Source organism: Leptolyngbya sp. ST-U4 (assembly GCF_039962215.1).
GTDB lineage: Bacteria > Cyanobacteriota > Cyanobacteriia > Elainellales > Elainellaceae > Leptolyngbya_A.
This window is the reverse complement of record NZ_JAMPKZ010000013.1, coordinates 107,203-133,656: the sequence shown is the minus strand read 5'-3', so window position 1 is coordinate 133,656 and position 26,454 is coordinate 107,203. Positions and strand designations below refer to the sequence as shown.

Annotated in this window: 24 protein-coding genes; 10 read left to right on the top strand and 14 right to left on the bottom strand. The window is 50.2% G+C overall.

The features are described from left to right. Positions 1–70 precede the first annotated feature (70 nt). The 3 genes from NDA02_RS18435 (at position 71) to rpiA (ending at position 1,911) form a co-directional block, all read left to right on the top strand. Positions 71–706, top strand: coding sequence for a lysophospholipid acyltransferase family protein (locus NDA02_RS18435; RefSeq protein ID WP_348255625.1), 636 nt, complete (start codon positions 71–73; stop codon positions 704–706). A gap of 52 nt (positions 707–758) precedes the next feature. Continuing rightward, on the top strand, positions 759–1,046 hold the full coding sequence (locus tag NDA02_RS18430; RefSeq protein ID WP_190791032.1) for a DUF2288 family protein: 288 nt from the start codon (positions 759–761) through the stop codon (positions 1,044–1,046). A 157-nt stretch (positions 1,047–1,203) separates the two neighbouring features. Continuing rightward, positions 1,204–1,911: a ribose-5-phosphate isomerase RpiA gene (gene rpiA / locus NDA02_RS18425; RefSeq protein WP_348247544.1), complete on the top strand. Its 708-nt coding sequence runs from the start codon at positions 1,204–1,206 to the stop codon at positions 1,909–1,911. 120 nt (positions 1,912–2,031) lie between these two features. On the opposite strand, the gene NDA02_RS18420 is transcribed toward rpiA, so the two are convergent. Then, the gene (locus NDA02_RS18420; RefSeq protein WP_348247543.1) at positions 2,032–3,072 is read right to left on the bottom strand and encodes a DUF2325 domain-containing protein; all 1,041 of its coding nucleotides are present in this window, start codon (positions 3,070–3,072) and stop codon (positions 2,032–2,034) included. A 169-nt stretch (positions 3,073–3,241) separates the two neighbouring features. Here NDA02_RS18420 and NDA02_RS18415 point away from each other — a divergent pair, with 169 nt between their 5' ends. Both NDA02_RS18415 and cysC read left to right on the top strand, forming a co-directional pair. After that, the gene (locus NDA02_RS18415; RefSeq protein ID WP_190791017.1) at positions 3,242–4,429 is read left to right on the top strand and encodes an aldo/keto reductase; all 1,188 of its coding nucleotides are present in this window, start codon (positions 3,242–3,244) and stop codon (positions 4,427–4,429) included. A gap of 302 nt (positions 4,430–4,731) precedes the next feature. Further along, positions 4,732–5,313: an adenylyl-sulfate kinase gene (cysC, locus tag NDA02_RS18410; protein WP_190791016.1), complete on the top strand. Its 582-nt coding sequence runs from the start codon at positions 4,732–4,734 to the stop codon at positions 5,311–5,313. Positions 5,314–5,333: 20 nt separating this feature from the next. On the opposite strand, the gene NDA02_RS18405 is transcribed toward cysC, so the two are convergent. Further along, positions 5,334–5,534, bottom strand: a complete 201-nt coding sequence (locus tag NDA02_RS18405; protein ID WP_348255624.1) for a hypothetical protein — start codon at positions 5,532–5,534, stop codon at positions 5,334–5,336. Between NDA02_RS18405 and NDA02_RS18400 the strand changes: the two genes are divergently transcribed. Beyond that, positions 5,528–5,893 carry a response regulator gene (locus tag NDA02_RS18400; RefSeq protein ID WP_348255623.1) on the top strand — a complete coding sequence of 122 codons (366 nt, stop codon included), beginning with the start codon at positions 5,528–5,530 and terminating at the stop codon, positions 5,891–5,893. The genes NDA02_RS18405 and NDA02_RS18400 overlap by 7 nt on opposite strands. Here NDA02_RS18400 and NDA02_RS18395 read toward each other — a convergent pair. After that, on the bottom strand, positions 5,890–6,450 hold the full coding sequence (locus NDA02_RS18395; RefSeq protein WP_190791014.1) for a PadR family transcriptional regulator: 561 nt from the start codon (positions 6,448–6,450) through the stop codon (positions 5,890–5,892). The two genes, NDA02_RS18400 and NDA02_RS18395, sit on opposite strands and share 4 nt — an antisense overlap. A gap of 53 nt (positions 6,451–6,503) precedes the next feature. Further along, the gene (locus tag NDA02_RS18390; RefSeq protein WP_190791013.1) at positions 6,504–7,127 is read right to left on the bottom strand and encodes a TetR/AcrR family transcriptional regulator; all 624 of its coding nucleotides are present in this window, start codon (positions 7,125–7,127) and stop codon (positions 6,504–6,506) included. Between the two features lie 399 nt (positions 7,128–7,526). Between NDA02_RS18390 and NDA02_RS18385 the strand changes: the two genes are divergently transcribed. Next, a complete protein-coding gene (locus NDA02_RS18385; RefSeq protein ID WP_348255622.1) occupies positions 7,527–9,626 on the top strand; it encodes a cation:proton antiporter in 2,100 nt (699 codons plus the stop codon). Between the two features lie 179 nt (positions 9,627–9,805). On the opposite strand, the gene NDA02_RS18380 is transcribed toward NDA02_RS18385, so the two are convergent. From NDA02_RS18380 to NDA02_RS18365, 4 genes are all read right to left on the bottom strand, one after another. Then, complete coding sequence (locus NDA02_RS18380; protein WP_348247537.1) at positions 9,806–13,792, bottom strand: magnesium chelatase subunit H; 3,987 nt, start codon at positions 13,790–13,792, stop codon at positions 9,806–9,808. Positions 13,793–14,637: 845 nt separating this feature from the next. Beyond that, positions 14,638–14,853 carry a hypothetical protein gene (locus NDA02_RS18375; protein ID WP_190791586.1) on the bottom strand — a complete coding sequence of 72 codons (216 nt, stop codon included), beginning with the start codon at positions 14,851–14,853 and terminating at the stop codon, positions 14,638–14,640. A gap of 57 nt (positions 14,854–14,910) precedes the next feature. Next, positions 14,911–15,249 (bottom strand): XisI protein, encoded by a 339-nt coding sequence (locus tag NDA02_RS18370; RefSeq protein ID WP_348255621.1) that lies wholly within the window; start codon positions 15,247–15,249, stop codon positions 14,911–14,913. Continuing rightward, positions 15,234–15,653: an element excision factor XisH family protein gene (locus tag NDA02_RS18365; protein ID WP_348255630.1), complete on the bottom strand. Its 420-nt coding sequence runs from the start codon at positions 15,651–15,653 to the stop codon at positions 15,234–15,236. The genes NDA02_RS18370 and NDA02_RS18365 overlap by 16 nt, the downstream gene beginning before the upstream one ends. Positions 15,654–15,986: 333 nt before the next feature. On the opposite strand from NDA02_RS18365, the gene NDA02_RS18360 reads away from it, so the two are divergent. The 3 genes from NDA02_RS18360 (at position 15,987) to NDA02_RS18350 (ending at position 19,420) form a co-directional block, all read left to right on the top strand. Then, entirely contained in the window at positions 15,987–16,823 is an 837-nt protein-coding gene (locus NDA02_RS18360) for a hypothetical protein (RefSeq protein WP_190791675.1), read from the top strand. Next, positions 16,810–18,552, top strand: coding sequence for an NACHT domain-containing protein (locus NDA02_RS18355; protein ID WP_190791674.1), 1,743 nt, complete (start codon positions 16,810–16,812; stop codon positions 18,550–18,552). The genes NDA02_RS18360 and NDA02_RS18355 overlap by 14 nt, the downstream gene beginning before the upstream one ends. 667 nt (positions 18,553–19,219) lie before the next feature. Further along, positions 19,220–19,420 (top strand): hypothetical protein, encoded by a 201-nt coding sequence (locus NDA02_RS18350; protein WP_190791673.1) that lies wholly within the window; start codon positions 19,220–19,222, stop codon positions 19,418–19,420. Positions 19,421–19,506: 86 nt separating this feature from the next. Here the strand turns inward: NDA02_RS18350 and nrdJ are convergent, their stop codons facing one another. The 6 genes from nrdJ to NDA02_RS18320 form a co-directional block, all read right to left on the bottom strand. Beyond that, positions 19,507–21,825 carry a ribonucleoside-triphosphate reductase, adenosylcobalamin-dependent gene (gene nrdJ / locus NDA02_RS18345; RefSeq protein ID WP_190791672.1) on the bottom strand — a complete coding sequence of 773 codons (2,319 nt, stop codon included), beginning with the start codon at positions 21,823–21,825 and terminating at the stop codon, positions 19,507–19,509. A 324-nt stretch (positions 21,826–22,149) separates the two neighbouring features. After that, positions 22,150–22,833, bottom strand: a complete 684-nt coding sequence (locus NDA02_RS18340) for a crossover junction endodeoxyribonuclease RuvC (protein WP_242067298.1) — start codon at positions 22,831–22,833, stop codon at positions 22,150–22,152. Positions 22,834–23,138: 305 nt separating this feature from the next. After that, positions 23,139–23,462, bottom strand: a complete 324-nt coding sequence (locus NDA02_RS18335) for a hypothetical protein (RefSeq protein WP_190791671.1) — start codon at positions 23,460–23,462, stop codon at positions 23,139–23,141. Positions 23,463–23,699: 237 nt separating this feature from the next. After that, a complete protein-coding gene (locus NDA02_RS18330; RefSeq protein WP_190791670.1) occupies positions 23,700–24,116 on the bottom strand; it encodes a fasciclin domain-containing protein in 417 nt (138 codons plus the stop codon). Positions 24,117–24,237: 121 nt separating this feature from the next. Continuing rightward, entirely contained in the window at positions 24,238–25,611 is a 1,374-nt protein-coding gene (locus NDA02_RS18325; protein WP_348247529.1) for an SGNH/GDSL hydrolase family protein, read from the bottom strand. 194 nt (positions 25,612–25,805) lie between these two features. Continuing rightward, a complete protein-coding gene (locus tag NDA02_RS18320; protein ID WP_190792835.1) occupies positions 25,806–26,375 on the bottom strand; it encodes a peptidase C15 in 570 nt (189 codons plus the stop codon). Positions 26,376–26,454: the final 79 nt, after the last annotated feature.

Genomic DNA, 26,454 nt, shown 5'->3' with positions numbered 1-26,454 from the left:
AAAGCCCCATGCCTTACGCTTTGCTAAAGTATCCTACGCGATAATCAATTTGCCATTTTGAGCAGAATCTATGCGTCAGCGTGAACCCCGAATCAGCCTTGCGCTCTACCACCTATTCAAATGGTCAGTGGTGGCTCCGATGCTGCACGGCTACTTTAGAGGGCGAATTCATGGCGCAGAAAACGTGCCTAAAGCAGGACCGCTGCTGGTGGTTGCGAATCACGCTAGCGATTTCGACCCGCCAATCGTCTCTTGTTGTGTACGTCGTCCGGTATCTTACATGGCAAAGGAAGAGTTGTTCAATGTTCCTGTGCTGAGTCAGGCAATCCGGCTTTATGGGGCGTATCCGGTCAAGCGGGGTTCAGCTGATCGCAGCGCAATTCGAGCCGCTTTGGCACAGTTAGAGCAAGGTTGGGCAGTGGGCGTATTTTTGGAAGGGACACGCACCCCAGATGCCCGGATTCATTCTCCGAAACTGGGAGCCGCAATGCTGGCCGCTAAAACACAGGTTCCGCTGCTGCCCATCAGCCTTTGGGGAACTGAGAAGATTCTTCACAAAGGGGATAAGCGACCTCGGCGTGTGCCCATTACCGTGCGAATTGGGGAGCCAATTTTGCCTCCGGTGTCTAACAAGCGAGAAGAGCTAGAAGCCGTGACGCAGCATTGTGTCGATCGCATTCATGGCCTGCATACCCTGGGACGATAACGGGGTCAAACTGCCGCTTGTTAGAATTGTGAAATGCCGATTATCCCTTTGGATTATGGACTTAAGAGCTGATTTAGAAAAAATGGTGGACGAGGCAGAGTGGGACTGGCTGATTCCCCATGCTCAGCGCGATGCCGTCGTTCTGGTCGATCCGGCTCTGGATTTAGTCGATGTGGGCATTGCGATCGCGAATGATCAGGTGGCGATCGTGCAGGAGTGGATCGTGGCTCAAAAAATTCAAAAACCCTCTCAGCAGCAGCTTTCTGACTGGGGACAGGAGCGATCGCGCCGCTTTAATGCGCTGATTGTGCAGCCTTATGTACTGATTCAAAGTCGATAAGCAAACTTTGCACAAGCCTTGAGAAAATAGCCTTCCTGCCAGAGTCAGAGCGGAATTCTTTGAATTTGTACCGCTTTGCGTCATGCTAGATCGCGTTTGTCCTGCAAATGAGAAGCAGGTCGAAGCACAAAAGACATGAGCAGAGGAGGCGTTTGATATGACGGCAGGAGTTGATCCGGTCAAGGTGATGAAGCAGGAAGTGGGCAGATTAGCCGCTAGCCGGGTGCAGTCAGGGGCGATCGTCGGTTTGGGCACAGGGTCAACCGCAGCCTTTATGATTCAGTTTTTGGGCGATCGGCTCAAATCGGGCGAACTGAAGGACATCAAAGGCATTCCCACATCGTTTCAGGCTTCAGTGCTGGCAAAGCAATACGGCATTCCGCTCACCACGCTGGATGAAGTCGATCGCATCGATATTGCCATTGACGGCGCAGACGAAGTTGATCCCCAGAAAAACCTGATTAAAGGCGGCGGCGCAGCCCACACCCGCGAAAAAATTGTTGACGGGCTAGCAGAACAGTTTATTGTCGTCGTTGATAGCTCTAAACTCGTCGATCGCCTGGGAGCTTTCCCGCTACCGATCGAAGTGCTGCCAATGGCAATGACCCCCGTAATGAAGGCGATCGAGAAGCTGGGCGGTCAACCCGAAATCCGGATGGCGGTTAAAAAAGATGGTCCGGTGATTACTGATCAAGGCAACCTGATCATCGATGTCAAGTTTGGCACGATCGACAATCCGGCTGAACTGGAAAAAACACTCAATAACATTCCGGGTGTGCTGGACAACGGGCTGTTTGTGGGCGTTGCCGATATTGTGCTGGTGGGCGAACTCAAGGATGGGCAGCCCAGTGTGCGGGAGTTTTAGGCAAAAATCGGGGGATGAGGAGACAGGGAGATGAAAGGGTGAGTGGGGAGCAGGTTGGGGAAGGGAAGGGGCAGGCCTGTGAATGGGTGAAACTATCCCTCACTCCCTTGCCCCCTTTACTCAAGCCGGCTTCGAGAGATGATTATGACGGCGGGCAAACTGTTTCATCTTTAGCCCGTATTCGATCGCCTCTAGCACCCGCACCACTCCGGTAGTGTTAATCATTTCAACGGCTTTTCCGGTTCGCTGGGCTGCCTGAGTTGCCTTGTCGGTTAGTTTGTGGCTGGTATAGGCGGTCATGACCAGAACCAGATCTGCTGTGGCGATGTGGCTTTCTGCCTGCTCTGCGATCTGGGGTCCTGCCTGAGCGGTACACCAGATTAAATTCACCTCTGAGTCGCGCAAGCGGTTGCGAATTGCGGTTTCAAGGCGATCGTGTCCGCCAAAAATTACCACCTTGCCTTCCAGGGAACTGTAAGGATTGGGGCGTTTTTCAAAAGTGCGATGGCGAACGCGAAGCTGAACATCCGGGGCACGTTCGACTCTTGCCCGGTTTTCTAGAGCCTTGTTGTAGATGAAGCCGAGCGTCTGTTCATAGCTGCCTCTGAGCCGGGCAACCGGACCTTCTTCGCTGCGGTGGTTAATCTGGGCAATCAGCGCACCCACGACGTCCTCCAGTGCCCCGATCGCTTTCAAATCATGCAGATAGGCACGCACGGCGATCGACGCCTCCGTGGCGCTATAGAAATCCTCCTGTTCAGCAATCATCTCTAGCAGGTCGGCTTTGAGTCCCTGTCGCCAGCGATTTGTCTGCTCGGCGAGCCGTTCATCAAGCAATCTTTCTTCGTGGAGAATAAGCTGGCGATCGACGGTTTGAGCTGCCAGCAGCGGGGCGTTTTCGATTTTTTCTCTTAAATCTGCAGCTTTTTCCTCCAGTTTGAGCCGCGTCATGCTTTCACCAAATGCCTCTAGGGTAAGCTGAGCCAGCATTTGTTCAACCTGCGCTAGCAGCGGCTCCAGCCGTTCCTTGATTCGGGCGGTTTCCTGATCAATCTGTGCCTGACGCTGCTGCTGTAGGCGGCTTTCTTCTAGCTCTATTTGCGCCATCGACAGTAAATCCTGGACAGCATTTTCAAGTTCATCTAAATCTGAGGGGTCCATATCAAAAGAAATAATGCGATCGTTAAGAGACAGTCTGGCTTTTCCTGTAGAAAATGCTCAAGAATTGCCGACTGCATAAAGTTTCGTTAGTTTTATTATTGCCAGTTTTAGGGCGGAGCGGCTTGCCTTCGCCATGATACCTTCCTGACGAGTCGTGGGCGAAACCTTGATGGAATACCGAAGATTTGGACGAACCAACCTGTTGATGCCTGTGTTCTCCTGCGGTGGAATGCGCTATCAGTACAAGTGGCAGGACGTTTCACCGGGCGATATCCCGGTAGATAACCAGGCAAATTTAGAGGCAACAATTCGGCGGGCACTCGAAGTTGGCATTACTCATATTGAAACCGCGCGAGGCTACGGCACATCCGAAATGCAGCTTGGACGCATTTTGCCCAAACTCCCTCGCGACCAAATCATCGTACAAACAAAAGTTGCCCCGACTGATAGCCCCAAGGAATTCGAGGACACTTTTCACCGATCGCTGGCTTACCTGAAGCTCGATCACGTCGATCTACTGGGGCTGCACGGCATCAACAACGCAGAGCTACTGCATCAATCGATTCGCCCCGGCGGCTGCCTGGAGGTGGCGCAGAAGCTTCAGCAACAGGGTAAGGTGCGCTTCATTGGCTTTTCGACCCATGCCCCGCTCGATGTGATCATCCGGGCGATCGACACCGACCAATTCGATTACGTCAATCTGCACTGGTATTACATTAATCAGACCAACTGGGCAGCGATCGAGGCAGCAACCCGGCATGAGATGGGCGTGTTTATCATCAGCCCCTCCAATAAGGGTGGAATGCTCTATCAGCCCTCGCAAAAGCTGATCGACCTTTGTGCGCCCCTGAGCCCGATCGTCTTTAACAATCTGTTTTGCCTCAGTCAGCCGCAGGTGCATACCCTAAGCGTCGGAGCCGCCCGTCCACAGGATTTTGACGAACATCTGAAAACGCTGGATTTGCTGGAGCGCGCTGGGGAACTGCTGCCGCCCATTTTGAATCGATTAGAGCAGGCGGCGATCGAGGCACTTGGTGAATCCTGGTATCGAACCTGGCATGTTGGCTTACCGCAGCCCGAAGAAACCCCATACCATATCAACATTCCTATAATTCTCTGGCTGTTTAATCTGGTTCAAGCATACGATATGCACGACTTTGCCAAAATGCGGTACAACCTGCTGGGAAACGGCGGACACTGGTTCTTCGGCAGAAAAGCCGATTGCGCCAGCGAAGTTGACTTCACGCAATGCCTGCGAAATAGCCCCCATGCCAGCGAGATTCCTCAGATTCTGCGGTCTGCCGATCGGTTACTGGGGGGTGAAAGCGTGCGTCGCCTTTCGCAGCAGTCGTCTTAAACACGTTTTCAAGTTCTAGAGCGTGCCATTCGGAAAAAGGAGCTGAGGGATGAGCAAAAAGGTAAAATTGGGAATTCTCTTTCGCAGCATCCCTTTGCAGTATTGACGAACGGTTGATTCAAGGCTGCGGCAGTTTTGTTGTCCTTCCAATCTTTTTTCTCTGAGTTTGCTACATTCCGTTCAGGAACTCATGCTTGAGTAACGTCAGCGATAAAAGTCTGGCTGGCAATGAGGAAGCACCGCTTTCACAAAACGACTGTCCGCTATATAAATGTTTCAAGTCACTATCGTCTGGAGGTTCAATGAAAGTCGAAAAGCGCGGATTAACAGTCTGGTTCACCGGGTTGAGTGGAGCAGGTAAAACCACCATTTGCCAGGCAGTTGAAAAAGAATTGCGGGCACAAGGCTACAAGCTAGAGGTGCTGGATGGCGATGTCGTCCGTGAAAATTTGACAAAAGGGTTGGGCTTCAGTAAAGCCGATCGGGATGAGAACATTCGCCGGATTGGCTTTGTGGCGAATCTGCTGACCCGGAATGGGGTCATTGTTTTGGTCTCCGCGATTTCGCCTTACCGTGAAATTCGGAATGAAGTGCGAGAGAAAATTGGTGACTTTATGGAAGTCTACGTCAGCACGCCGATCGAAGTGTGCGAACAGCGTGACGTAAAAGGACTCTATAAGCGGGCAAGAGCAGGCGAAATCAAGAATTTTACCGGAATCGATGATCCTTACGAGCCGCCGCTCAATCCAGAAGTTAACTGCCAGACGCACCTGGAAATGGTGGAAGAGAGCGTTAACAAAGTAATGGCTCAGATCAAGTCCTACCTTCATCCTGAAGCACCGATCAGAATGGAGCCTAATTCGGCACAGCGCAGCGTCGCGTAGGGTCTGAGCTGAGGCGCGTTTTATTCGATGCTACAAGCAGGTGCGGAAGCGGGGTGAAAGTTCAGGGTAAGCGAGGGCACATCCCGTTTCCGTCCTTGCAGCGACTTATGCCACGGTTGCCGGGCTCCAGCCAGCGATCGTTCCATCGGCTGAATCCACGCCGCAGACTGCCTTTGATCTAGCAGGAGTGCGCGTCCTGGCAGTGGATGATGAAGTGCCAACGCTTCAGTTTGTCCGGTTTGTGCTGGAGCATGAAGGGGCGATCGTTAAGACGGTCACTTCTGCCGAGGCAGCTTTGCAGGCACTTGCCGCAGACGAATCAGAAAGCCAATTTGATCTGCTGATTAGCGACATCAGAATGCAGGAAATGGACGGCGATCTACTAATGCAGGAGATTCGCAGCCGTTCGGAACTTCAGAACCATGCCCTTCCCGGAATTGTCCTGACTGCCTGCACCTCTGCCAACAAACGGCAGGAAGCCCTTGCCGCCGGATACCAGTGCCACCTGGCAAAGCCTTTTGATCCTGAGGATCTGATTCAGGTGATTGGGCAGGTTTTGAGCAGGCAGGAATCGGCTTAGGAACAGGCGCGAATTTGCTCGATCGCTTCCTGGAGCCAGTCCAGATAGGTTTGCTCTTTGCGGCGGAGCAGTTCCAGCACGAGCTGATGAATCACCTTTTCGCGGCGGGCAGGCGGCTGCAGTGAAGGCATTTCCTGAGCAAGAGGAACATCGCGCTGCACGGCTTCACACTTTGCCAGCCGCATTTGATGGGCAGTTTGCTCTTGTTCGAGTAGGGCAACGATTGCTTCATTCGACAGGTCTGAGGCGAGGTAAAGCTGCATGAGCAACGGTTCCCGCACGATTGGCAAGGATTGGTGGGTCTGAAGCCACTGATTCAGTTCGGCTTTGCCTGCCTGGGTGATTTGGTAAACCTTGCGATTGGGGCGATCGTGCTGAATCTCGACGGTGCAATCTACCCAGCCCTGTGCCTCTAACTTTTCGAGTGTGCGGTAAATCTGCGACTGGTCTGCCTGCCAGACATGAGCGATGCAGTCGTCAAAACAGCCTGTTTTCAGGTCGTAGCCCGTCCTTTGCTGCTGCTGAAGCAGACCGAGAATGATGTGCGCGATAGACATTGATTCTTGTTAGGACGGCGACCCACCACAGGCAACGGGTGAGCAGGCGGCAGTTAGTGAGCAGGGTCTGGGGTGAGAACGCCATTCAGGAAAATATCTGCCATCCCTTCTGCCATTTCGATAAATGCCTGCGGCGATGCGCCCTCGGGAATAATCGAATCCTGGCTAAATCCGGCGATCGTAAACATTCCTAGAAACACCTGAGCCACAACACGCGGATTCATACGGCGATAAATTCCTTGATCCATGGCGGTTTGAAAGAAGGCTTCTGCCACGTCAGTCATTTTGACGATCACATCGGTTTGAATCTGCTGGCGCAAATCGGGGTGAAATTGCGCTTCTAGAAAGCAGACTCGCAGCAGGTCAGCGTTTTTGTGCAGGTTGAGCATTCGCTTTTTCATCACTTGGGCGATCGCTTTATAGCTGCCCATTTCGCTCAGTTCCGTCAACAGATCGGTGAGCAGTTCCACCCAGCCCTGCGTTGCGACTTCGATCAGAATCGCCTTCTTGCTTTCGAAGTGACGAAAAATTGTGCCTTCTGCCACGCCCGCAGCTTGCGCCAGATCTCGCGTCGTCGTCCCGTCATAGCCCCGCCGAGCAAACAGCTTTTTGGCTGCCTCCAGGATTCGGGTTTGCGTTTCCACTTCAGGCGGAACAGAGGGACGTGAGAAGCGCATAGTCGATCGGCATCCGGTGATGAGAAGGGATATGGCGATACTAGCGAGATTTGCGATCGAAGGGATTAATCAATCCGTAAAACTTTACAGAAGGTTAGGAAGGGGGGAGTTTGTTAAGTGAAAGAAAACAATAAAGGTTAGGGCAAATGTTGAAGGCGATCGTGATTAGCCGTTCGTGGTGATTGGCAACTGGTAACGGATCATGATTCATCAGGGTCACGAATGACCAATGACGAATAACAATTACTAAAGTAATCCCCCTGCCCTGGTTCTCCCACAATCCTTCCTTGAGTCTGCTCTCGAAACGGCTGCTCTTTCCATTGATGGATTCTCTGCTTTGGCGATTGAGGTAGGCTGAGTGCCTGTTCTGCTTTGCCTTCGCAGTTTTTTTCAGGGACTATGCAACTCGAACCGATTGTTTCCTTTGCTCTGCTGCTGGCAGTCATTCTCATTGTGCCGATCGCATTTGAGCGGATTCGGCTGCCCGGACTGCTCGGACTGCTCATTGCGGGCGTGATTTTAGGTCCAAATGCGCTGCGGCTGCTCAGCAATGAGTCGGAAACAATGCACTTACTGTCGGATATCGGTTTGGTGTACCTGCTGTTTGTTGCCGGGCTAGAAATTGACCTGGAACAGTTTCGTGCAACTAAGCATCGATCGGCGGGGTTTGGGTTTTTGACGTTTCTGTTTCCCCTGCTTACAGGGATTGCGGTCGGGCGAGTGTTTGGCTTTGGCTGGAATTCCTCGGTGCTGATTGGATCGCTGCTGGCATCTCATACGCTGCTGGCGTATCCGATCGTGAGTCGCCTGGGTTTGGTAAACAATGAAGCCGTGACGGTGACGATCGGCGCAACCATTTTTACGGACATTGGTGCGCTGCTGGTGCTGGCGATTTGTGTAGGCATCAATAAAGGAGATTTCAGCGTTTTTAGTCTGGCGAGCTTGCTACTATCGCTGCTGATCTATTCTGCGGTTATTCTGTTTGGCTTTAACTGGTTGGGCAAGGAGTTTTTTCGGCGATCGGGCGATGCAGAGGGCAATCAGTTTTTGTTTGTGCTGTTGGTGGTGTTTATTGCATCGATCAGTGCAGAACTCATTGGCATTGAAAAAATTGTCGGTGCGTTTTTAGCCGGGCTGGCAGTCAACACTGCGGTGGGAGAAGGTTCAGTCAAGGAAAAGATCCTGTTTGTGGGAAGTGTGCTGTTTATTCCCATCTTTTTTGTAAATACGGGGCTGATTATTAACATTCCCGGTTTTATCCGCAGCCTGGGCAATATCGAACTGACGCTGGCGATCGTCCTGGGCTTGATCGGCAGTAAGTTTTTGGCAGCACTCGGTACTAAGTTTCTCTTTGGCTACGGCTGGCGAGAAATGATTACCATGTGGTCGCTGTCGCTTCCTCAAGTTGCGGCTACTCTGGCAGCAGCGTTTGTAGGCTTTCGGGCAAACATTATCAGCGAAGATGTGCTAAATACCGTCATTGTCATGTTTGTGGTGACGGCAACGCTGGGACCGATTGTTACTGCCCGTGCAGCCAGTGGCTTAACCCCCAGCACTAACCTACCCGAAGCTTTGGCGATCGACTCTTTCAGCGACGCCCCAGAAGCGCATCGCCCATTAACGATCGTTGTGCCGATTTACAACCCCCAAACGCAGCGTAACTTGCTGGAAATGGCGGCTCTTTTCGCACGGCATGAGGCAGGCAGAATTGTGCCTTTGTCGATCGCGTCAGGTCATGTTCATATGGATTCGCCCCAAGTTGACTCTGACATTCAGCAAGGCGAAGCATTTTTGCGGCAGGCAACCGAAACTTGTCAAAGCCTGGGTGCAAACGCAACGCCCGTTTTAAGAATTGACGATGAAACCGCTCAGGGCATTAGCCGTGCCAGCCGAGAACAAAACGCCAATCTGATCGCGATGGGCTGGGGCAGAACGCAGGGCATCCGCGCCCGACTATTTGGTAACGTGATCGATCGCGTTTTATGGGCATCTCACTGTCCGGTGGCGATTATGCGCCTGCTCGATTCGCCCTCGAATTTCCGGCGAATTCTGGTTCCGATCGACAATCCTACTCGTGAGTCCATCCAGCTTCTGCTGTTTGCTGACATTCTGGAAGATGCCAACAATGCCAGCATTACCCTGCTGCATGTTTGCGATCGCTACAGTCCACCAGAGCGCGAAGCCTGGATTGAATCTCAGCTCAGGATGCTCGTTGCTAAATATGTGCCCTTTGTCTATCCCAATATTCAGATTGTGCGATCGGGCGATATTGCGGGGGCGATCATCGAAGCTTCACGCGCTCACGATCTGGTGGTGATGCGAAATTCACGACGACGCGATCGGGCGGCAGGCGAACTGATTCTGAGCGATATTACCAATCGCGCCCTGCGACACATCCCCTGCTCTGTTGTGATGATTGGCGAACCCCATGGCCACAAAGGACTGATGATGATGCGGCGGGCGCGACCGGTTCAAGAAGTAGGCGGGTCAATCACCTGAGGCAACCAGTCGAGGCAATTAACGAGGCAATCCAGCCTAAAAGTTTCAATAAAAAACCCAGCAGCCCCCTGCTGGGTCAATTCCATGAACGTCACTTATCTTTCCTTAAGATACGGGGGTCGATCGACGTTCTACCTCGTTAGAGTGGATCACCCAGGCGGGTGATCTTGCAATTGCAGTTATTCCACGCCTTCGATCCGGTCTTCCACTTCTTGATACAGCTCCCGCAGCAGATCCAGGTTTTCCTCGGAGGTTTCCCAGTAGCCGCGCCCGTTCACTTCCAGCAGGGTTGTGACGACCTTGCGGAACGAGTGGGGGTTGAGGTTCATCAGGCGATTCCGCATCTCCTCGTCTTTGATGAAAGTGGTGTTGGTGTCTTCATAGATCCAGTTGTCTACTGCCCCTGCGGTAGCAGACCAGCCCATTGTGTTCACCAGTCGCTTCGAGAGTTCGCGGACTCCTTCGTAGCCGTGGGACAGCATTCCCTCATACCACTTGGGATTCAAGAGTTTGGTACGAGCATCGAGACGGACGGTTTCCGAGAGAGTACGCACCTGGGCATTTGCCGTCGTTGTGTCTGCGATGTAGGCAGTAGGCTTTTTGCCGTCCTTCCGCAGCGTTTCCACCAGCTTTGTCGGGTCAGAGTCGAAGTAGTGGGATACGTCCGTCAGCGAAATCTCCGAGGAGTCGAGATTCTGGAACGTCACGTCTACCGTCTTCAGGGCAGAGGTGAACAAATCCTGGTTTTGATCCATCATGCCCGGATTGTCCGAGTTGAAGGCAAAGGATTTGCGCGACAGGTACATATTTTGTAGCTCTGCCTCGTTTTCCCAGGTGCTGTTTTCCACCGCCAGGTTGATGTTCGACGAATAGGAGCCAGAAGCATTCGAGAAGACGCGGCTGGCTGCCTGACGCAGGTTGATGCCCATGTCTTCTGCTTGCTTGATCGCGTGTTTGCGAACAAAGTTCATTTCCACAGGCTCATCGGCTTCCGCTGCCATTTTGATGGCGCGATCGAGCAGATTCATCTGGTTAATAAACAGATCGCGGAACACACCAGAGCAGTTCACCACCACATCGATCCGGGGGCGACCCAGTTCTTCTAAGGGAATCATTTCCAGCTTGTTCACGCGGCCCAGCGCATCGGGGACCGGACGCACGCCGACGAGCATCATTACCTGCGCTAGGGATTCGCCGTAGGTCTTGATGTTGTCTGTCCCCCAGAGGACGAAGGAAATCGTTTCCGGGTACGCACCGCCGTTTTCAGCCTTTTGGCGATCGAGCAGTCTTTCAACCACAATTTGCGCGCCCTGAACGGCTGCGGTCGTCGGGATGGATTGGGGATCCAGCGCGTGGATGTTCTTACCTGTGGGCAGCACATCCGGGTTCCGAATCGGGTCGCCGCCAGGACCAGGCAGAATGTATTCGCCTTCCAGACCTTTGAGCAGTGCGCCCAGCTCGTTATCCGCAATCACCTGCTTCAGACAAAACTCCAGATACTCGAACAGGGGCTTGATATCGTCGGCATTGACCTTCGGATAGCCCGATTGGGTCAGCGATTCAATCCAGGGTTCCTTGCGTCCGATGTTGAAGAAATTGAGCTTGGTGACTTTGGAGACGCGCCCTTCGGCATCGGTTTGTTCTTTCACCATGGCTGCGACTGCCGATCGCACCGCCTGATTGATGTTGAACAGCAGCTCCACATCCACCAGCACACCCCGATCGGAGTTTCGGTAAATCTCGTCCATCTCGCGTCCGATGCTTTCGGCAATAATGCGCTGAAGGCTCTTGATGCTTTCTTCGGGGCGATCGAGTCCGGCGATATTCACCAGAGTTGCGACGGCTTCTTCGGCAGACGGCGGTTTACCCACCACATGCAGACCACAGGGCAGCAGGCGCGACTCGATTTCCATCAGTTTGATGTAGACCTTGCCGATTAGCGAATCGCGATCGTCCAGACTCAGTTCAGAAGCGTCATTTTCAGGCAGAGTGATGTCCTTATCGAGGTTGACCTGGCGGCACTTCTCGATAATCGCATTCACGATCGGAATCGCCCGTCCGCTCTCCTTCGAGGTTTGGTAAGACGCGATCAGTTCGCTCAGTTCCTTCAGCCCTTTGTAAAGTCCGGCGTTTTCGGCAGGCGGGGTGAGGTAGCTGATCGTTTCGGCATAGCCTCGACGCTTGGCGATCGTCGCTTCGGACGGGTTATTTGCCGCGTAGTAGTAGAGGTTGGGAATCGTGCCAATCAGCGAATCGGGATAGCACTCATTTGACATCCCCATTTGCTTACCGGGCATGAATTCCAGCGAACCGTGGGTTCCAAAGTGCAGCACGGCATCTGCTTGCCAAACCCGCTCCAGGTAAGTGTAGTATGCCGCGAAACCGTGGTGCGGACTTGCCGATCGCGAGAACAAAAGCCGCATCGGGTCGCCTTCGTAGCCAAAGGTGGGCTGAATGCCAATAAAGACGTTGCCGAAGTGCTTACCAAATACCAGCAGATTTTCGCCGTCGGTATTCAGATGTCCGGGAGGCGCACCCCAGTTTTCTTCGAGTCGCTGGGAGTAGGGGGTTAATGCCTCGTATTCAGGAACCGACATCCGGTAGGCGATATTTAGCTCTGGGCTGGTGTACTGCGCCTGAGCATCGTGGATCACTTCCTGCATCAGGGCTTCTGCTGACTCGGGCACGTCCTGCACGTCGTAGCCGTTGTCGCGCAGAGCTTTTAGCACTTCGTAAATGGAGCCGAACACATCCAGATAAGCCGCTGTACCCACGTTGCCCTTATCCGGCGGGAAGCTGAACACCGTGATCGCGACTTTCTTGTGCAGCTTCGGCTTACGGCGCAGGTTGGCCCACTTCATTGCCCGCTGCGTGATTGCCTCGATCCGGTCTTGCAGCGCGATCGCCTTGCCCGTTGCACCATCCCGCCCAGAGAGAATGATCGGTTCGATCGCCCCATCCAGTTCGGGGATCGCAATCTGCAACGCCACCTGAATCGGGTGCAGACCCAGATCGCTGTCCTGCCATTCTTCGGTCGTCTGGAACACCAGCGGCAACGCCACCATATAGGGACGGTTCAATCGCTTGAGGGAGTCGATCGCCTTCGGGTGATCCTGACGAGCGGGACCGCCCACCAGCGCAAATCCGGTGAGGGAAATCACCACGTCTACCAAGGCCTGGTCTTTCTTGATCGGGTCATAGAAGTAGGCATCGACGGGCTTCGAGAAATCCAGACCGCCTGCAAAGACGGGCACGACTTTTGCACCCATGCATTCCAATTCCTGCACCATTGCTACATAGTGCGCGTCATCGCCGGTCACCAGGTGAGTTCGCTGAAGCACCAGACCGACGCAGGGAGCCAGGGGATCTTTCACATCTTCGGGGACATCCTGACGGGTGCTGTACCAGTTCAGGTACTCCTTCAGGTCTTCGTACATCTGGGGCGCGAGGGGATGCCAAATGCCCATGTCAGGATAGGTGACGGGATCGCGATAGACGATCGCCTTTCCAGACGGATTGCCAGAGGGTTTGACGTACTTATCCGCCAGCATCAGCAAAAAGTTTTCCAGGTTCTCCGAGGAGCCGCCCAGCCAGTATTGGAAGCTGAGCATAAAGTTCCGGGCATCCTGCGCTTTGTCCATCGGCAGGTATTTCAGCACCTTCGGCAGCGTATTGAGGAGCTTTAGCATTGCGTCCTGGAAGCTGCTGCCCGACTGCTCTTTGCGCTTCCGCATGAACTGGGCGATCGCACTCTTCGACTGACCCAACTGCGCCATCGAGAAAGTCCCCATCTTGTTCAGGCGCATCACCTGCGGCATGGAGGGAAAGACCACTGCCACATCTAAGCGATCGCGGTGGGGTTCGACCGCAGCAACGACTTTTTCTGCCAGTTCTTCAATAAAGATCAGCGAGGCGATAAAGACATTGGCTTCTGAAACATCCTTCTGAAGGGCTTCGTAGTTTTCAGGGCTGCGAAGTTCTTCTAACAAATAGCCGCTAATTTCGATCGCCAGATTAGGATTGTTCGCGTTGATCGATCGGACAGCCGCCGAGAGGGCACTCTGGTACTGCGGCTCTAGCACGACATAGACCACTTTGATCAGCGATCGCCCATTGAGGTTGTCGGGCGCGATATGCCTGATCGCGGGCTTGACGTGGGTGAACATGCGGTTAGGCTCCTTGGATTCTAGGCTGAGGCACGGGCTGTCGGGGTCGGGCTGCAACTGCAGAACGCAATAAACGCCTACAGGAAGATAGCAGTTCAGTCCAAGGCTAGATGATGAGACTGACCGCCGACAGTTTGAGGTACATAGGTGTTTGTACCATGAAAAGCCTTACCAAAAGGGCGATCGGGCGCTTAAGTGACACAAATTGATAAAAAAACTGTGCGATTTCTTTACACTCCGTTACAAAATTGTGAGTGAATGCTCATTGAATATAAAATCAACTTAATCAATATTTTGGGATTGTTCTGAATAGGGAAATTTATAGAAGGGGGAGAGGATGGTTGAATCTTTGCGAATGTTCTGCATCGCCCCCTAAATCCCCCAAAATTGGGGGACTTTGAGAAGAGCTAGTTTTTTTGGAATTAAGGGCGGGGGACAAACTTAGCCCTATGCGTCGTAGAAAAGGCTTTTGAACATAGCTACCATGACGATCGCTGCCTCTACTCAGTTCTGTCCCTCAGCGAGGTCTGTATCGCCTGTAATTAGCCTGTAAGTAGGAAGTCTGCAGCTGGGGCGATCGCACAGGCTAAAAACTTGGCGTGTTTGGGATCTGTAGGGAAATCAATGGATAAATGGATTGCGATCGCTTGTTGTAGAGCAGGAGAAAGATTCACAGAACAGTGTTAGAGCGCAATCGTTTCATTTTAGTGTTTGGGGCGATCGCTTCTGATCCAATCAATTCGAGGCAGGAGATTTTGGGCAAACTTCAAACTGCAACTGCGAGCGGTAGAAGCAAACATCAAACTCTATAAAGATGTTGACTTGTCCTAGGGTATTGTTCAGCGTTACGCATTGTCCTGAGTTTTAGCCGATCGCAATACTTCTAACATCGTATCTGCTGCTTCTGTCGCATCGTAGGGCGACCATACAGGGTAGGACTGATCGGGTTTGATTAAATCTGTTTCTTGTTGAGCAAGTTCAGAAATTAGAACCTGCATGACGTAGAGTTTATCTGCCCGACTCAGCCCTCGCAATGTTGAGATAAGTTCTGATGAAACCATGCAAGTTATTCGTCCGTTGCATGATGCTTGTTATACTGCGATCGCCATCCTTGCTAATCAAGCCACTGCAAAACCTGTATGCTGTCGTATTTTGGGATGACGAAAACCTAATACGATATCTTCTCTAGAAACACCTGCTTGCATTAAATCTGTCGCTACCCCTTCCTCAGTATCATCGTATTGCACCCAAACCTTATCACCAATCAAGCTGATGTGGATTGGGGTCGCATGAAGGTAATTATCACCATTCCAGCCCATATCTAGAACCAAATACTGCCCTCGCTCATCATCAAAAATGAGCTGAGAAGTGTAGCCATCAGGCAGCGTAGCACGATAATCAGCGTGATTTTGCAGGACGCTCTTAATAATGTTTTGGTATTTTAATCGGGTATCCATCGTACAATCGCCTCACTTTCATCATCAAAGACAATTAACTTGACCACCTGATTCTTGAGCAATACCTGTCCTAATTCTATAGTGAATACGCTGTTAAAGGTTGCTTGAGAGACCGCTAGATAAAGGCTGCGCTCGATGCCCATCTCGCTAAGAATTTGACGATATAGGACGTACTGCCCCAGTGCTTGCTCTAAATCTTTAACATCAGACTGTCCTACAAAGCTTTTCACTTCAACAACGATTCTTTGCAATCCCTTTTCGGCACTAATTAAGCGCTCTGCGCCCAGATCAGCCGATAAGCGCTTTTTACCAATTTGAAGCGGGAATGGATCATGTGTAATTGTCCATTCATCTTTTTGTAAGGCACGCTTCACAGTGTCATGGTAAATGTCTTTTGCTGGCACAGAAACCCTGAAGTAATGGAACTGTTGTTGCCAATATATAGCAGTTACTGTTGCTTTTGCTACCAACAGATGAGCTTCAAGTACGTTCTTATCCGAGACCAAGTGGCATAACGTTCCCGCTCACGGGACGCAGACAGCCTCTGCATCCCATCAATGACCAAATTCGTTCCGATGCAGCGGGATTGCTGAGCTGATGGCTGACTTAATATTGCATAAATCAAAGTTAAGTTAGATCAGTCTATAAGAATAATAATTGTTAAGATTCCGGCGTGAATGTCTGATCTTTAATTTTTATGCTAAAAACAGCTTAGTCTCAGTAATTACTTAACTTCTATGCGTCCCAAAAACAGCGCATATTATGAAATTAAATTTTGGCTCAGTAATATTACTCCAAGAAGTATTTTGTTTTCATGCTTCATTATCTTTAGCTCAGTAGTCGTTGGTTTAGGTGATGCACAATCTTTTTTCACAGGAGATAGCAGTCCTATCCCAGAGTCATGGACTACTTTAAAGAACAAGCGAAATGCTCGAATAATTGCCACTTGCTTTATAGTTTTACCTGGGATAGCTGTTTTGATAAGTGACGGATTAGAAAAGAAGAAGCAATTCGAAGAACTTTCAAGAATCACAAAAGATTTTACTTTTCCACACTTAGAAACAAAATTAAATGAGTTTTGTGAGGATCTCAAAAAATCCTTTGGGTTGAGTAATGAAGTTAGAATTTATATTGCAATACCTATCAGAAAAGGATTCATTAACTGGAAGATTCAAATAGTTTGTCGAAGCAGGAATGTTATTGACAGGGAATTGTATGCTTCGTTTGAATTTGGTGAAGGAGCGTATGGCTATGCATTTAATACAATAGACAAGAATAATCAACACAGGACTCTGACTATTCAACTAATGCCACCCTCAGAAATTCCTTCCAACTATAAACACTTAAGTGATAACAACAAAAGTTTTGTAAAATCAGATTTAATAGGATTCCTCATCACGCCGTCTTTTGAAAAAGATTTCTTGAACGGTGTGCTTATTATTGATACAAGTGATCCCTCTGATATGTCTAAACTAATTCAACCAAGATTACAAAGTCACGTTCTCGACTGGCTAGGCGTTGATACTCAGGTGATAACTCTCCTTTGGAGGATGACTACATATGGAAACTGGTGATGACAATGTAACCTCAAGAGAGCTATCTTCCCAACAAGATATGAATACTAGCTCTGAAAATCAGTACGTCTATAACCAAGTTCAGATAGGCTCTGGCTCTCACCAAAGCTATGTCGTCAATATTACTACTTCTGATCAACAACTTATTCAACAGCTAATACAACAATCTGGTGACTCTATCCGTCCTCGTATCGAGCAAGCTCTTTTAGCTGTTGTCAAAGAGGAAATAGTTGCTCGACTAAAGTCTTCACTGCACAGGGAAGTGCTAATTAATCTGGATAAACAAAACCAATCTCGCTATGTAAATCCTCGGAGATATGAAATTCAAACTGGAAGTGTATCTACTATACAAGTTTCACCTGAGGCAAGGACTATAGATGTTTTTGAACGAGCAGATATTGCAGGTAGATTGCTGATTTTGGGTGAGCCTGGTTCTGGTAAAACGACAACATTATTAGATTTAGCTCAAGATCTACTTCACAAAGCCGAAGTAGATCCAAATCATGCTATTCCTGTACTGTTTAGTTTGTCTACATGGGATACTTCGCACAGAGTAATACAAGATTGGCTAATTGCAGAACTGAAATCTAAATATGGTGTTCGAGCAGATACTGCTAAAAAATGGATTGAAAACCAAAAACTTTTACCACTTCTAGATGGATTAGACGAAGCAAGAATAGAGCATCAAGCAGCTTGTATACAGTCAATTAATCAATGGCTACAAAGCAAACCATCTCTATCTATGGCTGTCTGTAGCCGCCGAAAAGAATATGAGCTTCAGGCACATAAACTACAATTAGAGGGGGCAATTTATCTACAAGATTTAACAAATCAGCAGATTCAGGATTATCTTACACTGTTGGAGAAATCAGCTCTTTGGCAAATACTACAAGCTATTCCAATACTGTTGGAGCTGGTGCGAAAACCTTTGTTGTTAAACATCACAATCTTGGTGTACCAAGAGATTGAGATCGAAAATAGAAAGAATTTAACCTCTACTTCAGATTTTCTAGAGTATCTCTTAGACTCTTATGTGCATAGAATGCTTAGTCGTCCCCTAGATACTTATCTCTATACTCAAAAGCAAACACCATCGGCAAGACAAGCTCGACAATGGCTGGTTTGGCTTGCTCAACAGATGGCATATAGAGGATTAGATGAATTTTCAATTGAGAGAATAGATCCTTCTTGGCTCAGAACCCCATCTCAAAAATTTAGTTATAGGTTGATACTAGGAATAATTCTTGGAATGATCGGCGGCTTAATTTTTGGTTTGATTTTTGGATCTCTAACTGAAATAGTCCTTGGTTTTTTTGGATGCTCAGTTGTCGGTTTTACTTTAGGAATAACTAATAGAATAAGCTATTCCCAAGATACAGAAACTCAAAGATTACCAAACGGTACAATCTATGAACTTGGGAGGACTGCCATCATAACAGGAACATTTTCTGGACTGCTAACTAGCTTGTTGTTGATTTTGCAAAGTCTCGTTACAGGTTTCAGAATTGGAACGGGTATTGGCTTAATCAGTGCATTATTTTTTGGTGGTTTGGTGTGTTTACAGCATTTTGTATTACGGCTTATTCTTTGGAAAAGCGGAAATTCACCTTGGAATTATGCTCGTTTTCTCAACTACTGTACTGAAAGGTTCATACTTCAGCGTGTAGGAGGTTCTTACCATTTCATTCATCGATTAATGCTAGATTATTTTGCAGCAATGCCGTATTAGGAAAAGTACCTTATCCCAAAAACTGTAAATTCCGATTCCTTCAAGTTTAAGCTCTCTCAAAGGCTCTGAACCCTAAATACCTTTCAAACAATTCGCGATGTCTCTACCAAGATATGAAGCAGCCCAACTCTTGATTAGACTGAACTCATTCGGGCTATCTGCCCTCCATAGGTGGTTAGACTGAATTTATTCCGTCTAATTGCCTAAACTCGATATTAGCCCGGCAATTGTTCTGCACAATATCCCAAACAAGAACATTAGCCAGAATTCCTCAGCGTTTCTTTACTTTGTGTGTCCTTCCATCCGGTCTAATCCGCTAGGACAGGAATTAGCAAGAACGATCGGGTTAAAGGAAAATTCAATGTGAAGCAGTTTTTCAAGGAAAGTTGCCTAAGAAATCTTGGAGTACGCTTGTCTACAAAGAAGGTTTCCTCTATCCTGATCAACACTGGTTATTGAGTACCAGTAGACAAAGCTTAAGGTGAGGACGCTGATTAGAAGTGTTGGCGCACGACTAACCAGCTAACCTAACTTCCTGAAGGAGCAGGAGGCTAGGCTGTGATGATCTTACGATCGATCGCCTTGCTAATGCGAAATGAGTGGTTGGGAAAACCACGCCTTAGGCTTTTCTTCTCTACAAATCAACGCTTAGCGAGGCAAAAATATCATGTCTACAGAGTTCAGTGAACTGCTGCCATTTTCCGATGGCGAGAAAGGGCAAATTTGGATCATTGGTTCACGAGAATGGGTGAATCACCGGATTAACGAGTTCTATGTAAAACGGATTGCAACCGATCGCGTTCAATTCACGCCCATTATTCCGGCTCCGTTTGCGCCAGGGAAATTTATGAGCGTGCTTGAGCAATAAGCGAGGCAAAAAAATCAGGGGTGGAATTGTCCCACTCCTGATCGAAGGCTCAAACAAATTTGTCGATCGCCTGAAGTTTTACTGCTCTACTTTGACTCAGGCAGCATACATTTGTCGCTGTCACAGCCTGCCGGACCCGCTTCGCTCAGTTCTCCCGAATCGTAGCGGCTGAGGGCATAGTGGAAGTCATCAGTTTGACGACGTTCGACCACTTCACGGCTGAGGCGATCGTACTCTTCTTTTGTAATCGGCTCAAAGGGCAGACGCGGGAAGGTCTGGTGATCATCGAACCGGGCCAGCAGCGCGGCAGAGATATAGCCTTCGTTGTTCTGGATTGCGTCGTAGATTCGCTGTGCCAGTAGCTCCACTTCGGCTTCGCGGAGTTCGATCGTTGCAGACGTGTTGTGCGTCGTGTAGTGCCGCTGCACCTGCATATAAAAATCCATCTGCGCCAATGCATTGAACTTAGAGATCTCGACGCGATCGGCTCCTGGAATATTTGCCCAGGGCACTTCGACCGGAATCTCAACCAGCCACTCGGTACAGCGCGGATCAAAAGCATCGTCTAGCAGCCGTCCCTGTTCGTCTTTATCGGACTGAGAGGGAACAATCTTGTAGCCGTACTCCAGACAAGCGAGCGCGACCGGATCGTTTTTGCGGAACGTGATGCGGCGAATAAACCGCTGCGCTTTGGGCGGATGCCAGCCCGGACTTGCACTTGTCAGGAGCGACTTGGTTCCCGCAGGCTGAACCGTCGTACAGCGATTGGGACGCTGCAATTTGTGACGATCGCAGTAATCCCACACCACGCGCTGCACCGTTTCCTTCCATCGCATCAGATATTCTTTTTCGCGCTGCTTGAACTGCAAACCCGTCATTGTATCAGGACGACCCTGCTCCCACCAGTGCAGCCACTCCACGCCAAATGCCTGCACAAAGAAGTCAAACAGCCCGGTGAACGAAACGCCCACAATCGGATCGATCGATCGAGAATAGCGATAGCGCGGCTCCTGGAACTGGTGATTCAGCAGGGCAGCAACCGAAAGGGCAGCAGCAGTAAAGGCAGCTTCCTGGTCTTCCAGATTGTTGGGATTGAGCTGATTGAGATGGACTTCCGCTAAGTTGCAGTGGAAATTTTCGCCCAGGATCTCACCACAGGGGTTCAGCCCATAGCGTCCTAGTCGATGCTGTATCTCCTCGTCAGCAATTCCTGGAACCTGCTGCTGAATCCAGGCGGCGCCATTACCCTGCACATAAGCCTGGAGGAATTCAGATTTTAATTCAGCCGTTTTTAGCAAATCGGCATTGCTGCGGGCGATCGCCTCTGGCGCAAACTGAATCGCTCCTTCCCCCGAATAAAACTGTTTACGAACAGCATCAGTGCATTCTTCCAGGGTTGGCTTGCGATGGAAGACACGAGTGTGGTTTGCCATTCGCAGCACGTCACGTTCCGGGTCGATGCGCCAGTTCCCCTCCGCATCCTGCATCCAGAGGTTGTCTTTTGCAGTTGCGCCGAGCTGATCATCGGCATCAAACTGTCTCATCCCTGCGCTGCGCCGAATGTTTCCGGCAACCACACAGGCAGCCGCTTCATCGATCAGCAGGCAGCACTCCACCGAAGTCAGCTTTCGTCCGCTCCCTCCATTCTGCGAAGCACTCGCCTTGTTCAAAATTGTCGCGCAGCGATCGTAAAGCGCAGGCAGACGAATTGGGTTTGCCATGCCGCCAAAGCCCTTGAGCCGCTCACCTGCGGGACGCACCTGGCTGAGATCGATCGTGACTTCTACAGTGTCAGTAAAGCGTTCATCTGTAGAGAGTTCCAGCAAAGTCTGGTAGGAATCGACCCATCCTTTACGGCTATCGCCCACGCGAATTAGCACCTGATTCCCGTTGATTTCAACCGTCGTTTCATCTTGTCGGGTTTCAGCGGAAGCCATCCCAACGTCGCCCTGCATTTTTACCGTGAGGCGATTGCGGATAGCAGGCAACAGAGAAATGTATTTGGGTTCCAGCATTGCGCCTGTACCGCAGCCCATCATGGCGAGATCCATCATCAAGCCAAAGGCACGCCAATCCGTGACGTTTGTGCTGGTGCAGTTGTATGCGCCGGAGAAGTTTTCGGGCTTTTGAATCCAGCTCGTGCCGCCCACCCACAGCCAGCGACCGGAAGGTAAGCTTTTTAGCTCTTGCTGCATTCGCCGCAGCAGGTCGGCTTCTTCGGGAGTCAGGGTGCCCAGTTCAACAATGCCGCGCAGCGTTCGATCGCAAACCTCATCCCAGGATTCGCGCAGATTTGCCGTTTTCTCACCGCGACGGCTATAGGTGCGGAAAAACACTGGGTTGGCAGCAGGAGCCGCTTCAGGGAATGGTTGAACGGTGCGGTTGCGTTCGAGGTCTTGAACCATGGTGCGTCCTCGTTGGGATGACAGCAAGCGTAAATGACAGGTGGTTAAAAAACGAAATCAGGCGGCAAGAAAACCCTATGGGTAGGGATGTCTGGCGTTAAGCAAAACTATCCTACTCTAGATCTAGAGATTTGACACCGATCGATCAAGAACCGATTGGAGAAAGCTTAAACGCTAATTCTGGGTAAAAATCGCAGTCCTTCTCCGCTTTATTGTGACAACTCTCCCAGGGGGGATGATCTGCCGCAAGGGACAGACTATGGGTTCGGAGAAAGTTTGAAAAGCCGTCGGTGATTGAAACTGCAAATTAAAACTGCAAAACACCTACGCCACATTTGCCCGTGCGCCACACTGAGCAGCATAAGCGATCGCCAATCCATCCGCACTATCATCGGGGGAAGGCGGCTTGGGCAATCCAAAAATGTGCATCACAGCCTGCTTGATATCGTTTTTGCTGGCTCCATACTGAGCAACAGCAGCTTTCACCTGGGACTGGTGCAGAAATGTGATCTCGCTCAATCCCCAGTCGCCTAACGCGAGTTCGATGACGCCCAACGCCCGCAGCACCTTTCCCGCATTAGTGTTATCGCGCCCAAAAAAGGGCATCTCGACCGCCGCAATATCGGGCTTCACCATGTCGCACAAAGCTTTAATGTCTGTGTGAATCTGGCTGAGGCGATCGTACATGGGCGATTTTGCCGGGGTTTTAATGACGCCGTATTCTAGTGCCTCACTGCCCCGAATCACACCAAAACCAATGGTTGCGATCGCAGGGTCAATGCCGAGAATCACGCAGTTGTTGAGATCGAGTGAGATAGTCATACGAGCAATTGTACTGCTCATCACGATGGTAATGAGTGATTTACTCGTTTGAGCCGCTTTTTTCGTCACTTTTTTCACCACCGACTCGAAGCAAATCCGGCGATTTGGAAAGGCAGTAAAGGTCTTTCGATAGCGTGTAATCGGAGATCGACTGACCTCAAAGCCAGTAATTTTGTCAACGCTCATTGCGCGATCGAATGGAGTTAATTGATCACCTCTCTATAATGCAGCCCCCTAAATAAATAAGTAGAGTCGAGATCAGGCATTTTTTCGCCTTTCAATGGTAAATTAGACGGGATTGAAAAGCATTTAGATCGTGAGAATTATCATTCGGAGAGAGGTCTCGGAGCAAGGTTTAAAGAGTTTTAGTTCAATCAAAAATTCGGCAGAACTGGATGAGCTAAGCCTCCAATTGCTGCCGAAATTTGCAATCTTTTGTTTTTAATCGAGGATTGTCCTAAAATCCTCCAAACCCAAAAGGGGTTAGAGAATTATTCGTCAAGATAAATCTTTTCACCGTGTTCTTCGATATACATCGGCGGCTCGATCGCAAAGTTATCAATTCTGCCGGACTCGTCGATCACATAACCGTCGGTCGTGTGAAGGTCGTCTTCGCCACCTTCCTGCTTTGCAAACTCTTCGAGCTGGTGAATATTTTGCTCAACATCGACGTTGGAGGGAATCCGCGCTTCAGGGTCATTCACCGCGATCGACTGAGCGGTTTGAACGCCCCACTGGTCGCCAGGTGCACCCCGACCGGGTTCTGCTTCTGCCGGATCACCCATGTTCGGATTTTGATTCGTTGTTTCTTCCATGATTTTTCTCCTTAAATTCAGCGCAGTATTGCTCTTTTTCTGGCAACCCGCTTTTACAACACTTCTTAGATAAGGGTGCTAATTTCGCTCGGCAATGTCCTTTTATCAGTCCTCAAAAGAGTACAGCGATCGTGAAATCGAGCGATTCTCCCGTTTGAGATAAATCCAATCGATCGTCTTCTCTCTCCCAGGTGGAATTTCATCCTGGCGTTTTACCCTGAATGAGGGTGTAACCGATTACGGCTCAAGAATTGTCGGGATTAGCACTGAATCGATCGCGTGAATCACTCCGTTATCGGTCAGAATATCCATTTGTATTACCTGAGCATCATTCACCTTAATGCAGTCTGCATTCTGCTCCACAATCACGATCGATCCTTCTGCCGTGGGTGCTTCGTGAATTTCTGCCAGATCATCCGATCGCACATCGCCAAACAAAACGTGATACAGCAAAACCTGCTTCAGCTTGTAGGTATCCTGCATCAAATCGTTCACAGTTTCTTCGGACAGCTTTGCAAAGGCTTCGTCAGTGGGAGCCAGAATCGTATAAGGTCCTTCTCCCTGGAACATTTGCTCAATATCAGCCGTTTTAAACGCATTCATGAGTTGGCTAAAAGAGCCAGCCTGCGCTGCGGTTTCAAGGATCGCGGTCATGGATTATTCTCCTGCTCAAAAGAGGGTCTCTTCCTAAGAGATAGATGGAATTAGGAAGCTCTACATCCTTCAAAGGGCAGTGTTGTGGGAGGAGAAAATATAGCCGGACCTAAACTACCCCCTACGACCCAAACGGCTTCGGCTCGATCGCCATCTTTTGCTCGATCGCCTTAAAAAACCGTTCTGCTAACACAGCATTTGCCTCATCGGTAACGCTGGTGGGACTGAGGAAAACCTGCCCGGGGGTGTTAGCGTAAAGTTGATGCAGGTCTAGCACAGTGGAGTTGGCAGTGCCTTTGGTGACCTGCTGAGCCGCAGCGACAAGTTTGGGGTAAGCCGTCTGGACTCGCTTCGCGTAGCTGTCGCCCAGTTCCGTCAGGATGGCTTTTTCTTCGGGCGTGAGGACGCTTTGCTGACGGGTGCTGATTTCGGGCTGGAGTCCGATCAGGAGCCGCTTTTTGCTGGCGGTGGTCCAGCGCACCATTTGCAAGAGATGATTTCGGTAGCGAGAAATTCGCTGATCCAGCTCGGTGGTATCGGTGGGCAGGCTAGCATCAATCGTCCCTGTTGCCGAGAGCAGATTAAGCGGAGCTGTAGGCGTTGTTGATTCTGAAGGCGATCGCAGCACAAATCGCTGTGTTCCCTGCACCAAATAAAGCTGATTCAACCAGCCCTGAACGGTTTCTTTCGCTTTTGCTCCTACTGGGTCACGATCGCCCTTCAGCAGGGCATCCAGCCCGGGAATGTCAACGCCTGCCTGAGCGCTGGGCAATAGCAGATCCTCGTAGCTGTTGAGGATAATGATCCAATCAGGATTGTAGTTCGCGACCTGCTGCATCAGCATCGACAGATCGTTGCCGGAGGCGTAGCCGGGAACCGCCGCATTAATCACGCGATACTGGCGTTCCTGAATCCGGGGAGGACGGGTAAGCACCTGCTCGACCTGATCAGCACGGTAAGGCAAAACCGTAGGCTGAAACTGGTTGGGTTTACCGCGCTGTGCCTTAACGCGATCGTTGAGCAGCGTTTCCAGCCGATGGGTAAAGGTTGCCTGATCGTTGGAGCTAAGCTGTCCAAATGCCATGCCGCCGCCCAGCACAAAGATTCGCATCTCGCCTTCTGGCTTCTGAAGCGGAACCGGATCGGGGTCACGAAATCCCTGAGCGTTAATCGTCCAAAAAGAAGTTTTTTGATTGGGCTGAAGCTGGTAGCTCATGAGCGGATTTCGCAGCGCACGCAGGTTTCCCTGATAGGGCAAATCCTCATAGGCTTGTCCACGCGGGTCAGCAAAGCCAAGCTGGTACGCCTGCACTTGCTTTGCCCAGGCGGATTCGTCGCCAAACCACCGCGTTGCACCACCCGTTGTCCCAACGATCGCCCGCATCAAAAACTCTAAGCCGATCGGCAAACTGAGAATCAGCAGCACATAGAGCCACCAGGGGCGAGACTGCGTTTTGCGTTTCCAGGGGCGATAACGAGGGGAACGGCGAAACATAGTAGCAATCCTCATTCACAACTGAACTGCATTGGTCTGTTTTTGGTCTGTTGGTTGAAGGGCGATCGATTCCGATCATTCAACCTCGCTTCCGATCATTCAACCTTGCGATTGAGAACGCTGATATTGAATTCTCGGACAACTCCCTTCGGCAGCACCCAGACTAAATACAATCATTCGTCTTCGTCCTAATCTCACGAATTCTTTTCAACCCTGCTGGCAAACTGACTGAAACCTACTCCTCTAGCCCGAACCAGTAATCGATCGAGAATAGAACTCATATCGGCTAAAATTTGCGATCGACTTTCCTTGGTTACAACAGGAATATGCACAAACAAACAGTCGCAGGCTGAAGCTTGATCCCAATCATTCAAGGTGTAATCCAACATTGCATAATACAGGCTATTGCAGACATACCGCCCTGCATCTTGACTAATTTCTGTAATCAACAGCCCTTCCACCAAAGAATTGAGATCAATCAAAGTTTGATACGTCCTGCCCCGAACCGTCGCCTGCTGCTCTAAACTAATCCGCGATCGAGACTCCGCCAAGCCGCACAACACCAAAATTTTAGGCTGAAGCTGCTTGAGTTTAGCGATTGTGATTTCTTTCGCCACGGGCAAATTTACAGGTAACTGCCGCACCAGTGATACCGACTCAGGCAACCCCCGCTCCTGCAAACCCACCAGCACATCATCCGACGCATTCGATCGCTGATGCTTCCGCCAGGGCGCAAAAGAAGTCAAAATCAACGCAGTTTCCATCGCAATTCGCACCGCTTATTCAAAAATCACCAGAAGCTAGCCAAAGCGGATGTTTGAAAGAGTAATAATCCTGACTCAA

Excerpts from the sequence above, each read along its gene's own strand:
- NDA02_RS18395 (WP_190791014.1), bottom strand. The coding sequence starts at position 6,450 with ATGTCTATCGCGCACATCATTCTCGGTCTGCTTCAGCAGCAGCAAAGG.
- NDA02_RS18360 (WP_190791675.1), top strand. The coding sequence starts at position 15,987 with ATGCGTCCCAAAAACAGCGCATATTATGAAATTAAATTTTGGCTCAGT.
- NDA02_RS18375 (WP_190791586.1), bottom strand. The coding sequence starts at position 14,853 with ATGGTTTCATCAGAACTTATCTCAACATTGCGAGGGCTGAGTCGGGCA.
- nrdJ (WP_190791672.1), bottom strand. The coding sequence starts at position 21,825 with ATGGTTCAAGACCTCGAACGCAACCGCACCGTTCAACCATTCCCTGAA.
- NDA02_RS18350 (WP_190791673.1), top strand. The coding sequence starts at position 19,220 with ATGTCTACAGAGTTCAGTGAACTGCTGCCATTTTCCGATGGCGAGAAA.
- NDA02_RS18385 (WP_348255622.1), top strand. The coding sequence starts at position 7,527 with ATGCAACTCGAACCGATTGTTTCCTTTGCTCTGCTGCTGGCAGTCATT.
- NDA02_RS18370 (WP_348255621.1), bottom strand. The coding sequence starts at position 15,249 with ATGGATACCCGATTAAAATACCAAAACATTATTAAGAGCGTCCTGCAA.
- NDA02_RS18355 (WP_190791674.1), top strand. The coding sequence starts at position 16,810 with ATGGAAACTGGTGATGACAATGTAACCTCAAGAGAGCTATCTTCCCAA.
- NDA02_RS18320 (WP_190792835.1), bottom strand. The coding sequence starts at position 26,375 with ATGGAAACTGCGTTGATTTTGACTTCTTTTGCGCCCTGGCGGAAGCAT.
- NDA02_RS18390 (WP_190791013.1), bottom strand. The coding sequence starts at position 7,127 with ATGCGCTTCTCACGTCCCTCTGTTCCGCCTGAAGTGGAAACGCAAACC.
- NDA02_RS18415 (WP_190791017.1), top strand. The coding sequence starts at position 3,242 with ATGGAATACCGAAGATTTGGACGAACCAACCTGTTGATGCCTGTGTTC.
- NDA02_RS18435 (WP_348255625.1), top strand. The coding sequence starts at position 71 with ATGCGTCAGCGTGAACCCCGAATCAGCCTTGCGCTCTACCACCTATTC.
- NDA02_RS18340 (WP_242067298.1), bottom strand. The coding sequence starts at position 22,833 with ATGAGCGTTGACAAAATTACTGGCTTTGAGGTCAGTCGATCTCCGATT.
- NDA02_RS18325 (WP_348247529.1), bottom strand. The coding sequence starts at position 25,611 with ATGTTTCGCCGTTCCCCTCGTTATCGCCCCTGGAAACGCAAAACGCAG.
- NDA02_RS18330 (WP_190791670.1), bottom strand. The coding sequence starts at position 24,116 with ATGACCGCGATCCTTGAAACCGCAGCGCAGGCTGGCTCTTTTAGCCAA.
- cysC (WP_190791016.1), top strand. The coding sequence starts at position 4,732 with ATGAAAGTCGAAAAGCGCGGATTAACAGTCTGGTTCACCGGGTTGAGT.
- NDA02_RS18380 (WP_348247537.1), bottom strand. The coding sequence starts at position 13,792 with ATGTTCACCCACGTCAAGCCCGCGATCAGGCATATCGCGCCCGACAAC.
- NDA02_RS18420 (WP_348247543.1), bottom strand. The coding sequence starts at position 3,072 with ATGGACCCCTCAGATTTAGATGAACTTGAAAATGCTGTCCAGGATTTA.
- rpiA (WP_348247544.1), top strand. The coding sequence starts at position 1,204 with ATGACGGCAGGAGTTGATCCGGTCAAGGTGATGAAGCAGGAAGTGGGC.
- NDA02_RS18335 (WP_190791671.1), bottom strand. The coding sequence starts at position 23,462 with ATGGAAGAAACAACGAATCAAAATCCGAACATGGGTGATCCGGCAGAA.